We start from the raw sequence: 12,146 nt of genomic DNA on the forward strand, positions 1-12,146 counted from the left end.
GCGACAGGGCTTCCGGTCCGCGGGCGGGAGGGCCGGCCGGATCGACGCGGGGCGGATCGGCGCCTACGAGCGGCGGGAGTTTCCGGGGAGGCTCTCGAATCGTCCTGTCAGGAGCTCTGGGCGACCACCGGGGCGCCGCTCAGGAGGACTCCGGCGGAGTCGAGCTCGGCGATGGCCGCCTCGGTGGTCCCGCGGGAGACCCCGGCGGTCAGGTCCAGCAGCACGTGGACGGCCAGGCCGTTCTCGACCGCGTCCAGGGCGGTGGCCCGCACGCAGTGGTCGGTGGCGATGCCCACGACGTCCACCGCGTGCACGTGGCGCTCGGCGAGCCAGTCCGCCAGGCGCGCGCCGTCGGCGGAGACCCCTTCGAAACCGCTGTAGGCGGCCGAGTGGGCGCCCTTGCTGAACACCTCCTCGACGCGTGCGGTGTCGAAGGCGGGGTGGAAGTCCGCACCCGGGGTCCCGGCCACGCAGTGCGGAGGCCAGGAGAGCACGAAGTCGGGCTCGGCGGCGAAGTGGTCGCCCGGGTCGACGTGGAAGTCGCGGGTGGCCACGACGTGGTCGTACGCATGGGAGGCGGTGTGCCGCGAGATGGCGTCGGCCACCCGGGCGCCGCCGCCCACCGCGAGGCTGCCGCCTTCGCAGAAGTCGTTCTGGACATCGACGATGATCAGAGCGGTTGCCATGAGGCTAGTCAAACACGGTCGGCAGCGCCACGTCGCCCCGGGAGAGCTGGTGGGCCGTGGCAGGGAGTTCCGCGAAGGTGCGGCGGTGCCGGGCGCGGGCGTCCTCCAGGCTCTCCCGTCCCACGATCTCGCCGTCGCGGACCAGCTCTGCCTGGAGGGGGCGGGCGCCGGCGGGCCGGTCCCCGGAGGTCACCACCAGCTCGGCGACGGCCGTGCCGGTCTCGTCGAGCTCACGGAAGGCGTCCTTGCGCCCGCCCCGGCTCGGCTTGCCGACCGACTTCTTGGCCACCGGGCGCATCACGCCGGCGGCGTCCTCGCGGGCGACGAGCTTGTAGACGAGGGCGGCCGTGGGCGAGCCGGAACCGGTGACCAGGGAGGTCCCGACGCCGTAGCCGTCCACCGGGGCGGCGGCCAGCGCCGCGATGGCGTGCTCGTCGAGGTCGCTGGTGACCAGGATGCGCGTGCGGTGCGCGCCCAGCGCGTCGAGCTGCGCACGCACCTCACGGGCGGCCTCGGCGAGGTCGCCGGAGTCGAGCCGGACGGCGCCCAGCTCCGGCCCGGCCAGCTCCACCGCGGTCCGTACGGCCTGCGCCACGTCGTAGGTGTCCACCAGGAGGGTGGTACCCGTGCCGAGCGAGGCGAGCTGCGCGCCGAAGGCCTGCTCCTCGGAGTCGTGCAGCAGGGTGAACGCGTGGGCCGCCGTCCCCGCGGTCGGCACGCCGTGCACGCGGCCGGCCATCAGGTTCGAGGTGGCGGCGAACCCGCACAGGTAGGCCGCACGGGCGGCGGCCACCGCGGACATCTCGTGGGTGCGCCGCGAGCCCATCTCGATGATGGGCCGCCCTCCGGCGGCGTAGACCATCCGGGAGGCGGCGCCCGCGATCGCGCAGTCGTGGTTGAGGATCGACAGGATCAGCGTCTCCAGCAGCACGGCCTCGGCGAAGGTGCCCTCCACGGTCATGATGGGGGAGCCGGGGAAGTAGCACTCGCCCTCGCGGTAGCCGTACACCCGGCCGGAGAAGCGGTAACCGGCGAGGAAGTCCAGGGTCGGGGCGTCCACCACCCGGTTGTCCCGCAGGAAGGCGAGCTCGTCCTCGCCGAACCGGAAGTGCTCCAGCGCCTCCAGCACCCGGCCGGTGCCGGCGACCACCCCGTAACGCCGCGCTCCGGGCAGCCGCCGGGCGAACACCTCGAAAACGGCGCCCCGCGAGGCGGCGCCGCTGCGCAGCGCCGCCTGCAGCATCGTCAGCTCATAGTGATCCGTCAGCAACGCAGTGCTCATGGTCGTCGTCACGACTCGAAGACTAGGCCCGGAGTAAGGCAGACTGGGGAATGTGGGTAGCACTGCTCCGATGGAGGTCGAACGCCCGTCGATGGACGTCCGGCCCGATCTGCCGTGGCTGACCATCGTCTGGAACGACCCGGTCAACCTGATGTCGTATGTGACGTACGTCTTCCAGTCCGTCTTCGGCTATTCCAAGGAGAAGGCGGAGAAGCTGATGCTCGACGTGCACCACAAGGGCAAGGCCGTGGTCTCCAGCGGCACGCGTGAGGAGATGGAGCGCGACGTGCAGATCATGCACTCCTACGGTCTGTGGGCCACCGTGCAGAAGGAGTCGTGAATCACCGATGAGCAGCGGGTTCACTGCGGGACCCGGGGGTGTGGTGATCGCCGACTTCGACGCCGCGGAGGTCACGGTCCTGCGCTCGCTGATGGCGCAGATCCTCGACCTGATCGAGCCGGGATCGACCGGTGACGATCCGCTGGAGCGCGCGCTCGGCATCGGCCCGTCCGAGCGGCCCACCGATCCGGTGCTGGCCCGCCTGTTCCCCTCGGCCTACGAGGACGACGAGTCGTCGGCCGAGTTCCGCCGCTACACCGAGGCGACCCTGCGCGACGCCAAGCGGACCGACGCGCAGACCATGCTCGACAGCGCCGCGCCCGGCCGGGTGGAGCTCACCGGGGAGCAGGCGCAGGCGTGGGTCCGGGCGCTGAACGACGTGCGGCTCGCGCTCGGCACCCGGCTGGAGGTGACCGAGGAGACCCACGAGGAGCTCACGGCGATGTCGGAGGAGGATCCCCGCTATCCGGCGTATCTCACCTACGACTGGCTCACCTACCTCCAGGACAGCCTGGTCCGCGCCCTTTGGTAACTTCCAGGCATGCTCACGATCTCGCAGGAACTGGTTGACCAGATCATCGCGCACGCCCGGGCCGACCACCCGGACGAGGCCTGCGGGGTGATCGCGGGTCCCGCGGGTTCCGACACTCCTGTCCGGTTCGTCCCGATGGAGAACGCCGAGCGGTCGCCCACGTTCTACCGTTTCGACTCCATGGAGCAGCTGCGGGTCTGGCGTGAGATGGACGACCGCGACGAGGAGCCGGTGGTCATCTACCACTCCCACACCGCGACCGAGGCCTACCCCTCGCGCACCGACATCAGCTACGCCTCCGAGCCGAACGCCCACTACGTGCTGGTCTCCACGCGTGAGGAACTGGCGGAGAGCGTGGAGCTGCGGTCCTACCGCATCGTCGACGGGGTGGTGACCGAGGAGGAGGTCAAGATCCTCCCGGAGTGACGTCCGCCACGTGATACGGCCGTAAGGGACAACGACCGCTTTGGGTAAACTGACTGCCATGCCGACCTCCGACCCGACCCTCGAGGACGTCGTGTGCGCGCGTCCCGGCGTCCGGGTCCGGCATGCCGGTCTCGCCCCCGTGCAGAACTTCCTGTTCGGGCACACGCCGTTCTCCGTCGTCTACGACTGTCGCTGACCCGCAGTCCTGGAATCCCCCCTCGCCCGCCGGTGTTCTGATCCGGTGGGCGTCCCCCGACGACACAAGGAGACTGACTCGCGATGGCCATCGAGGTTCGCATTCCGACCATCCTGCGCACGTACACCGACGGCGCCAAGGCCGTGGACGCCAAGGGCGCCACGCTGGAGGAGCTGATCGGTGACCTGGAGGCCCGCCACCCCGGTCTGCAGGAGCGCCTGATCGACCAGGGGGCGCTGCGCCGCTTCGTGAACGTCTACCTGAACGACGAGGACGTGCGCTTCCTCGGCGGGCTGGAGACCCCGGTGGCCGACGGCGACACCGTCACCGTCCTGCCGGCGGTCGCCGGCGGCTCGCGCTGACACGGAGCGGAAGCCACCCCTCATGCGTTTCGAATCGCTGATCGACTCGGTCGGCCGTACCCCCCTGGTCGGGCTGCCCCGCCTGTCGCCCTCGGAGGACGTGCGGATCTGGGCCAAGCTCGAGGACCGCAACCCGACCGGCTCGATCAAGGACCGTCCCGCCCTGTGGATGATCGAGCAGGCCGAGAAGGACGGGCTGCTGCGGCCCGGTTGCACGATCCTGGAGCCCACCAGCGGCAACACCGGCATCTCGCTGGCGATGTCCGCCCGGCTCAAGGGCTACAAGCTGATCTGCGTGATGCCGGAGAACACCTCCGAGGAGCGCCGCCAGCTGCTTCGCATGTGGGGAGCGGAGATCATCTCCTCCCCGGCGGCCGGCGGGTCCAACGAGGCGGTCCGGGTCGCCAAGGGACTGGCCGCGGAGAACCCCTCGTGGGTGATGCTCTACCAGTACGGCAACCCGGCCAACTGGCGCTCCCACTACGAGACGACGGGCCCGGAGATCCTGGCGGACCTGCCGTCGGTCACCCACTTCGTCGCCGGGCTCGGCACCACCGGCACCCTGATGGGCGTCGGCCGGTTCCTGCGCGAGCACGTCCCCGGCGTCAGCATCGTCGCGGCCGAGCCGCGCTACGGCGAGCTGGTGTACGGCCTGCGCAACGTGGACGAGGGCTTCATCCCCGAGCTCTACGACGCCGACGTGCTGACGACCCGTTTCTCCGTCTCCTCGGGCGACGCCCTGCGCAGGACACGGGAGCTGCTGGCCGCCGAGGGCATCTTCGCGGGTGTCTCCACCGGGGCCGCCCTGCACGCCGCCCTGGGCATGGCCGCCAAGGCGGTCAAGGCCGGGGAGCGGGCCGACATCGTGTTCGTGGTGGCGGACGGCGGCTGGAAGTACCTGTCCACCGGGGCCTACGAGGGCACCCTGGACGAGGCCGAGGAGCGGCTGGAAGGCCAGCTCTGGGCCTGACCGCTCTGTGACCGGTCCCCCCGCCCGGTGGCTTCGTCCCGGCCGGGCGGGGGAAGCGGCAGCCGCCGCAGGACGATGGGTCGACTACGGTGACCGGCTATGAGAATCCTCATCGTCGGTGGCAGCGGCTTTCTCGGCGCAGAGCTCGTCCGGCAATGCCTGGCGGGAGGGCATGAGGTCGCCGCGACCTATCTGACCCGCCCGGGCGAGGCCGCGGGCATCACATGGTCGCCGCTCGACGTGCGTCGGCAAGAGGATGTCAGCTCGTTGGTCACCGCGCTCCGCCCGGAGGCGGTCATCAATGCCGCGTACCGTCAGGCCGATTGGACGACCACGGCGGTCGGCGCCGCGAACGTGGCTCTGGCCGCCTCGTCGGCGGGTGGGCGTCTGGTCCATGTGTCGAGCGACGCGGTTTTCTCCGGCGCCGCCGTTCGCTACGACGAGACATGCGTCCCGGATCCGATCACGCCGTACGGCGCGGCGAAGGCGGCCGCCGAGACGGCGGTGCACGCGCTCGTGCCGACCGCGGTGATAGCCCGGACATCGCTCATCGTCGGCGACGGGGATTCCCCGCACGAGGCCCTGGTGCATTCACTGGCCGCTCCCGGATCGAGAGGCGCGCTGTTCACGGACGACGTGCGGTGCCCCGTCCACGTCGCCGATCTCGCTGCGGCACTCCTGGAACTCGCCGCGTCCGAGTATTCCGGCATCCACCACGTCGCAGGAGCCGATGCCGTGAGCCGATACGAGCTCGGGCTGCTCATCGCCCGGCGCGACGGTCTCGACGCCGGACTCCTGCCTTCCGGCCGGCGAGTGGACACCGGTGTGCCCGGCCCGCTGGATGTGCGCCTGGAATGCGCCATGACCCGGCAGCGCCTGCGGACGCAACTGCGGGGCGCGCGGCAGTTTCTGAGGTGACGCCCGAGCCGTGGACCGGCACTGCGATACCGGGCCCGGGTGAGTCGGCTCCGGTGACGGAAGGGCGGGCGTACCGGATGGTACGCCCGCCCTTCTCTCATATGGCCGCCTCGGTGCGGACCGTCAGTTGAACAGGACCCTCAGGGAGAAGTCGGCGTCGCCGCCGTTCTGGGAGCCGCTGATGCCGACGGCGCGCAGGACCTGGGCGTTGGCCTTCTCGTCGCCCTGCATGCTGCCGAGGTAGAGCTTCTCGATCTTGTCGAGGTCGACGTAGGCGGCGAAGGTCGCCTCGCCGGCGTTGGGGATGGCGAGCTGGAAGCTCTCGCTGTCGGCCAGGGTGCCCTCCTTGGCGAGTTCGGCCGCGTACTCCTGGGAGCTGGCCAGGACGAGGACGCCGTCACCGGGCACCTTGGCGATCTGCGGCACGGCGGTGCCGGAGTCGGCGAGGAACCTCTCGATCTTGCTGACGACCTCCTGGGCCTTGGCCGGGTCGGTGGCGATCCGCGCGCCGAACTTGGGCGCGTCGCCGTCGAGGCCGTTGGCGTCCAGGGCCAGGGTGAGGTTCGTGCCGAGCAGGGTTGCCAGGTCGGCGGGGAGCGCCAGGCCGTACCGCTGCTGGGCCTGGTCGACGAACTGCTGGAAGGACTGGTCGCCGGCGGTCTGGTTGACCGTCTTCATCAGCTCGGTCCACTGCTTGCTGATCATCTCGCCGAGACCGGAGATCGAGACCGCCGCGGCCGTGGAGGCCGGGAGCCTGCCGATCTGGGAGGGCTCGGCCTCCACGCCCAGGTCCTGCCCGCCGCGGGCGACGCCGGCGAACTCGACGTAGCTGCCGTCGAAGCGGAGCGCGGCGGCCACCCGGACGTTCTTGATCTTGGCGAGGGTGGCGGGGTCCTGCGCGGCCATCTCGGGGGCGAGCTCCGCGACCTTGCCGGCGTCCAGCCAGAGGGAGACGACACCGGTCTCGCCGAGGTCGCTCTGGTCGGAGGTGAAGTTGGCGTTCTCCGACAGCGGTGCGGCCTTGGCCGCGGCGTCGACCTGGGCCTGGGTCTGGGCGAGCAGCGCGTAGTCGTCGCGGAAGGCGATGCCGTACTTCTCCTCGCCCATCAGCTTGGCGATCCCGGCCCTGGCGGCCTCCTGGTCGGTGACCTGGACGGCGATCACGACGTCGGGCTTCTCGCTCTGCCCGCCCGCCGGCGTCACGGCCGCGCCGATGCGGGAGCCGAGCCACGGCTCGACGTCGGCGGCGAAGTCCACCTTGCTCAGGCTCTCGCTGTCCTTCTTGACCATGTCGAAGAAGGACTTGCGCGGGTCGTCGCCGGTGAAGGAGTCCTTGGTGACGGTGAACTTCTTGGCGATGTCGTACAGCGCCAGCTTCTGGTTGGCGGCCGGGTCGAGGTCGATCCGGACGTAGCCGATGGCGTTGCCGGGCAGCACGTCATGGGGCTGGGCGCCGCCGCCGCTGAGCAGGCTGACGGCGTAGACGCCGCCGCCGCCGACGAGGGCGACGACCAGCGCCGCGATCACCGCGACCAGCCAGCCCTTGCGGCTCTTGCGCGCGGGGACGGGCGGCTGGCCGGAGCCCAGGAAATCGGCGCCCTGCTGAGGGTAGGCCTGCTGGCCGTACGGCTGCTGCGGGTGGGTCTGCTGGCCGTAGTTCTGCTGGCCGTAGTTCTGCTGGCCGTAGTTCTGCTGACCGTAGGCCTGCTGGCCGTAGTTCTGCTGCGGGTAGCCGGGCTGCTGGCCCTGCTGGGGGTAGGGAGGCGGGGCCTGCTGGTACCCGCCCGCGTCCTGCTGGGGGTATCCGGGCTGACCCTGTGGGTGGCCGCCACCCTGCTGGGGGTATCCGGGCTGGCTCTGGGGGTAGCCCGGCTGGGGGTAGGCCTGGGTGTGCGGCTGGTTGTGCTGCTGCGCACCCTCGTTCCGACGGTATGCGATCGTCCTGTCGGGCTGCTGGCCCGATCCGGGGAACTGGTCGGGGGGATTGTTGGCAGGCATGCTCACTCACAAGGTGGACTTCGCGGATACGTAGAAGTTAGTGCATCTTTCTAGCGAACCGCTTGCATTGAACTAACTGCCTCTTTGCTGCGTCTAAGGGCGAATCGCTCCTTCGCGGGTCGCTGACCGGCGTCTTCGGCGTGGATCGGCCGCCGCCGTACGAGATTTCTGGCCGAGGGGAACGACGCGGCGACACCGCGTGACGCGAGTCGGCATCACCATCAGCATGGAAAGTCCTGAAAGAATCTTTAATAGATGATTCGACCGGTTTCATGGAGTGCGGGGCGTGAGAGCGGAGACGGTGCGCCGGAGGTCGGGGGGCGCGAGCCGTCCGGGATGGATAGAGTGGTCCGACTAGAATAAGATTCGGGACGGTGCCCACGGGCACGCCGGGAGTCTGGCGGCCCGGCCGTCCGGCGCCCGGTCCGCAGGGTGAGACGAGGCAGTGGACAGCAGATGACGAAGTTCGACGAGGCGACGCAGGCGATCCGGGTCGACGAGAGCACCTACGACGTGTGCCTGGACCCCGGTTACTCGATCGGCGGGCCGCTCAACGGCGGCTACCTGATGGCCGTGATCCTGCGCGCCGTCGTGGACGCCTCCCCGCACGAGCACCCCGTGACCACCAGCGCGCAGTTCCTGCGCGCCCCCCAAGCCGGACCGGCCCGGGTACGGCTGGAGCAGATCAAGACCGGCCGCACCGCGACGATGACCCGCGCCACCCTGATCCAGGGCGACACGTCCTTCATCGAGACGCTCGTCACCACCGCCACCCTCGCCGAGGTGGCCCCCGACTGGACGGACGGGCCGTCAGCCGCCATGCCGCCCGTCGAGGACTGCGTCAAGCTGCCCGACCCCAAGCCCGAGTCGAACATGACGTTCAACGCCCAGATCGACATGGCGTTCGACCCGCCCACCATCGGCTGGCTCGACGGCAACCCCACCGGCCGCCCCGAGGGCCGCGCCTACTTCCGGATGGCCGAGCCGCAGGACCCCGACCCCTACGTCCTCGCCCTGGCCGTGGACGCCCTGCCGCCCGTGGTCTTCTCCGCCGGAGCCCGCGGCTGGGCGCCGACCGTGGACCTCACCTGGCACCTGCGCGCGCTGCCGGCCCCCGGCTGGCTCACCCTGCTCGGCAGCGGCCGGATGATCAGCGACGGCTGGTTCGACGAGGAGGTCGAAGTCTGGGACTCCGCGGGCAGGCTCGTCGCCCAGTCCCGCCAGCTCGCCCGGGTCGGCCGGGGCTGACCCCGCCCGCGAGGGACTGCGACACCGGAACGCTCGTTGTGAGGATTCTTACCATGAGCGTTCCTTCCGGCTCGCCTAACCTTGGGAACCGTGTCGCAAACGAGTATCGGAATCTTCGACAGCGGTGTGGGCGGCCTCACGGTGGCCAGGGCGATCATCGATCAGTTGCCCGGCGAATCGGTCTTCTACGTGGCCGACACCGCGCGGCAGCCGTACGGGCCCAAGTCGATCGCGCAGGTCCGCGCCTACGCGCTGGAGGTGATGGACCACCTCGTCGAGCACGACGTCAAGATGCTGGTGATCGCGTGCAACAGTGCCAGCGCGGCGGTGCTGCGGGACGCCCGGGAACGTTATGACGTACCGGTCGTGGAGGTGATCCAACCGGCTGCCCGGCGAGCCGTGCGGGCCACCCGCAACGGCCGGGTCGGGGTGATCGGGACCAGGGCCACGATCGAGTCGATGGCCTATCACGACGCCTTCGCCGCCGCCCCCGACGTCACGCTGACCGGGGTGGCCGCACCCCGGCTGGTGGAGTTCGTGGAGCGCGGGGAGACGATGAGCGAGGAGCTCATCGAGACCGTCCGCGGTTACCTGGAGCCCGTCCTGACCGACGGCTGCGACACGCTCATTCTCGGCTGCACGCACTATCCGCTGCTCACCGGGGCGATCTCCTACGTGGCGGGAGACGGTGTCACCCTGGTGTCCAGTGCAGACGAGACCGCCAAGGACGTCTTCCGGATCCTGCACGACCGGGGCCTGGCCGCCGCGACCGGCACGCCCCGCCACCGGTTCCGCGCCACCGGCGACACCGACCTGTTCGCGCAGCTCGGGCGGCGCTTCCTCGGGCCGGAGATCCAGGAGGTCGAACTCGCGGCGGTGGGGGACGCCGTGAGCAACGGACACCGCCGGTGAACGCGCTCCGGCCGCGAGGGGGCGAGCCGGGGCGCAGCGCCGTACCGAACATGTGAGGGTGCATCACCCCGCACCCGAGCGCGACGCCCGGCGTCGTGACGAACAGGAGGCCGCCGTGAAATTGACGATCATCGGGTGCTCGGGGAGCTTCCCCGGCCCGGACAGCCCTTCATCCTGCTACCTGCTGGAGGCCGAGGGCTTCCGGATGCTGCTGGACTTCGGCAACGGCGCCCTGGGCGCCCTCCAGCGGCACATCGGCCTCTACGACGTGGACGCGATCTGCCTGTCCCACCTGCACGCCGACCACTGCCTGGACCTGTGCCCCTACCACGTGGTGCGCACCTACTCCCCGCACGGCCCGTTCGGCAAGATCCCGGTCTACGCCCCCGCCGACGCGCCCCGCCGCCTGGCCGCCGCCTACGGCATGCCCGAGGAGCCGGGCCTGGAGACGGCCTTCGACTTCGTGCGGCTCACGCCCGGCGTCTTCGAGGTCGGGCCGTTCGCCGTGACCGCGGCGCGGGTCAACCACCCGGTCGAGACCTTCGGCTTCCGGATCTCCCACGGCGGCCGCTCGGTGGCCTACTCCGCCGACACCGGCGAGTCCTCCGAACTGGTCAGGCTGGCGGCCGGAGCCGACGTGATGTTGTGCGAGGCCTCCTACCTCGACGAGCCGGGACTGCCCCCCAACCTGCATCTCAACGGCCGCCAGGCCGCCGAGCACGCCGCGAAGGCCGCCGTGGACTCCCTGGTGCTGACCCACCTCGTCCCCTGGTACGACCCCGACCGGATCCTCGGCGACGCCTCCCGGGGAGGTTTCGGCGGGCGCGTCGAGCTGGCACGGAGCGGGGCGGTATATGACCTAGGGTGATTCCCATGGCTCGTGCAGACGGACGTACCCCCGATCAACTCCGCCCGGTGACCATCACCCGCGGCTGGCTCGCCCACGCCGAGGGCTCGGTGCTCGTCGAGTTCGGCGGCACCAAGGTGCTCTGCGCCGCCTCCGTGCAGGACGGCGTGCCACGCTGGCGCAAGGGAAGCGGCCTGGGCTGGGTGACGGCCGAGTACGCCATGCTGCCGCGCGCCACGAACACCCGCAACGACCGCGAGTCGGTCCGCGGGAAGATCGGCGGCAGGACGCACGAGATCTCCCGCCTGATCGGCCGTTCCCTGCGGGCCTGCGTCGACTACAAACTCCTCGGCGAGAACTCGATCGTGATCGACTGCGACGTGCTCCAGGCCGACGGGGGCACCCGCACCGCCGCGATCACCGGCGCGTACGTCGCGCTGGTGGACGCGGTGCGCTGGATGCGCGAGCGCAAGATGTGCAAGGGCGACCCCCTGGTCGACTCGGTCGCGGCGGTCTCGGTCGGGATCGTCAAGTCGGTCCCGCTGCTCGACCTCTGCTACACCGAGGACGTCGCCGCCGAGACCGACATGAACGTCGTGATGACCGGCTCCGGCGAGTTCGTCGAGGTCCAGGGCACCGCCGAGGGCAAGCCGTTCAACCGGGCCGCCCTCGACCAGCTGCTCGGCCTCGGCGTCACCGGGTGCGCCGAGCTGACCCGCCTGCAGAAGGAGGCCCTGGCGTGACCGGGCACAGCGGCCTCGCGGGACCCGCGGACGCGGGACGGCCCGCCCGCCGGGCCGTCCTGGCCACGCGGAACACCGGGAAGATCGCCGAGCTCCGCCGCATCCTGGCCGACGCCTCGGTGCCGGTCGAGATCGTGGGGCTGGAGGAGTTCCCGGAGATCGGCGACGTCGCCGAGACGGAGCTGTCCTTCGCCGGGAACGCCCTGCTGAAGGCCCACGCCGTCGCCCAGGCGTCGGGCCTGCCCGCGATCGCCGACGACTCGGGCCTGTGCGTGGACGCGTTGAACGGCATGCCGGGCATCTTCTCGGCCCGCTGGTCCGGCACGCACGGCGACGACAAGGCCAACCTGGACCTGCTGCTCGCCCAGGTGTCCGACGTGCCGCAGGATCGCCGCGGCGCCCACTTCGCGTGCGCGGCGGTGCTGGCCCTGCCCTCGGGCGAGGAGCGGGTCGCCGAGGGCACGATGCACGGCGTGATCATCGACGCCCCGCGCGGGACCGGCGGGTTCGGCTACGACCCGATCTTCGTCCCGGACGGCGAGACCCGGACCACCGCCGAGATGTCCCCCGCCGAGAAGGACGCGATCAGCCACCGGGGCCGCGCCTTCCGCGCGCTGGCCTCGATTCTGGCCGACGTCCTCGGCTGACGTAATCGGCGCGTAAGAACCTCGGTGCCCCGGGGGGCG

At 70.9% G+C, this 12,146-nt stretch carries 15 protein-coding genes; 12 read left to right on the top strand and 3 right to left on the bottom strand.

Translation table 11 applies throughout. The annotated features are described in order from the left end of the window. Nucleotides 1–107: 107 nt before the first annotated feature. Together HS041_RS11445 and HS041_RS11450 are read right to left on the bottom strand one after the other, a co-directional pair. Nucleotides 108–686, bottom strand: a complete 579-nt coding sequence (locus HS041_RS11445) for an isochorismatase family protein (RefSeq protein WP_196440440.1) — start codon at nt 684–686, stop codon at nt 108–110. 4 nt (nt 687–690) lie between these two features. Continuing rightward, nucleotides 691–1,968 carry a nicotinate phosphoribosyltransferase gene (locus tag HS041_RS11450; protein WP_230878997.1) on the bottom strand — a complete coding sequence of 426 codons (1,278 nt, stop codon included), beginning with the start codon at nt 1,966–1,968 and terminating at the stop codon, nt 691–693. A 52-nt stretch (nt 1,969–2,020) separates the two neighbouring features. Between HS041_RS11450 and clpS the strand changes: the two genes are divergently transcribed. The 7 genes from clpS to HS041_RS11485 all read left to right on the top strand — a co-directional run bounded on the left by clpS (nt 2,021) and on the right by HS041_RS11485 (nt 5,712). After that, a complete protein-coding gene (clpS, locus tag HS041_RS11455) occupies nt 2,021–2,308 on the top strand; it encodes an ATP-dependent Clp protease adapter ClpS (protein ID WP_196440442.1) in 288 nt (95 codons plus the stop codon). A 7-nt stretch (nt 2,309–2,315) separates the two neighbouring features. After that, on the top strand, nt 2,316–2,840 hold the full coding sequence (locus HS041_RS11460; RefSeq protein WP_196440443.1) for a DUF2017 domain-containing protein: 525 nt from the start codon (nt 2,316–2,318) through the stop codon (nt 2,838–2,840). Nucleotides 2,841–2,849: 9 nt separating this feature from the next. Next, the gene (locus tag HS041_RS11465; RefSeq protein WP_196440444.1) at nt 2,850–3,266 is read left to right on the top strand and encodes a M67 family metallopeptidase; all 417 of its coding nucleotides are present in this window, start codon (nt 2,850–2,852) and stop codon (nt 3,264–3,266) included. Nucleotides 3,267–3,324: 58 nt separating this feature from the next. Beyond that, on the top strand, nt 3,325–3,462 hold the full coding sequence (locus tag HS041_RS11470) for a hypothetical protein (protein ID WP_196440445.1): 138 nt from the start codon (nt 3,325–3,327) through the stop codon (nt 3,460–3,462). A gap of 83 nt (nt 3,463–3,545) precedes the next feature. Then, nucleotides 3,546–3,824: a MoaD/ThiS family protein gene (locus tag HS041_RS11475; RefSeq protein WP_196440446.1), complete on the top strand. Its 279-nt coding sequence runs from the start codon at nt 3,546–3,548 to the stop codon at nt 3,822–3,824. A gap of 22 nt (nt 3,825–3,846) precedes the next feature. Then, nucleotides 3,847–4,794, top strand: coding sequence for a PLP-dependent cysteine synthase family protein (locus HS041_RS11480; RefSeq protein ID WP_196440447.1), 948 nt, complete (start codon nt 3,847–3,849; stop codon nt 4,792–4,794). Between the two features lie 99 nt (nt 4,795–4,893). Further along, entirely contained in the window at nt 4,894–5,712 is an 819-nt protein-coding gene (locus tag HS041_RS11485; protein ID WP_196440448.1) for an SDR family oxidoreductase, read from the top strand. 123 nt (nt 5,713–5,835) lie between these two features. On the opposite strand, the gene HS041_RS11490 is transcribed toward HS041_RS11485, so the two are convergent. Next, nucleotides 5,836–7,710, bottom strand: coding sequence for a DUF3352 domain-containing protein (locus tag HS041_RS11490; RefSeq protein ID WP_196440449.1), 1,875 nt, complete (start codon nt 7,708–7,710; stop codon nt 5,836–5,838). 456 nt (nt 7,711–8,166) lie between these two features. On the opposite strand from HS041_RS11490, the gene HS041_RS11495 reads away from it, so the two are divergent. The 5 genes from HS041_RS11495 (at nt 8,167) to rdgB (ending at nt 12,107) form a co-directional block, all read left to right on the top strand. Further along, entirely contained in the window at nt 8,167–8,958 is a 792-nt protein-coding gene (locus tag HS041_RS11495) for a thioesterase family protein (protein ID WP_196440450.1), read from the top strand. Between the two features lie 90 nt (nt 8,959–9,048). After that, on the top strand, nt 9,049–9,870 hold the full coding sequence (gene murI / locus HS041_RS11500) for a glutamate racemase (protein ID WP_196440451.1): 822 nt from the start codon (nt 9,049–9,051) through the stop codon (nt 9,868–9,870). Between the two features lie 115 nt (nt 9,871–9,985). Further along, nucleotides 9,986–10,738, top strand: a complete 753-nt coding sequence (locus tag HS041_RS11505; RefSeq protein ID WP_196440452.1) for an MBL fold metallo-hydrolase — start codon at nt 9,986–9,988, stop codon at nt 10,736–10,738. A 5-nt stretch (nt 10,739–10,743) separates the two neighbouring features. Continuing rightward, entirely contained in the window at nt 10,744–11,460 is a 717-nt protein-coding gene (gene rph / locus HS041_RS11510; protein ID WP_196440453.1) for a ribonuclease PH, read from the top strand. After that, the gene (rdgB, locus tag HS041_RS11515) at nt 11,457–12,107 is read left to right on the top strand and encodes an RdgB/HAM1 family non-canonical purine NTP pyrophosphatase (protein ID WP_196440454.1); all 651 of its coding nucleotides are present in this window, start codon (nt 11,457–11,459) and stop codon (nt 12,105–12,107) included. Before rph ends, rdgB begins: the two co-directional genes overlap by 4 nt. Nucleotides 12,108–12,146: the final 39 nt, after the last annotated feature.

The sequence above is a fragment of the Planomonospora sp. ID67723 genome (assembly GCF_015711605.1).
Lineage (GTDB): Bacteria > Actinomycetota > Actinomycetes > Streptosporangiales > Streptosporangiaceae > Planomonospora_A.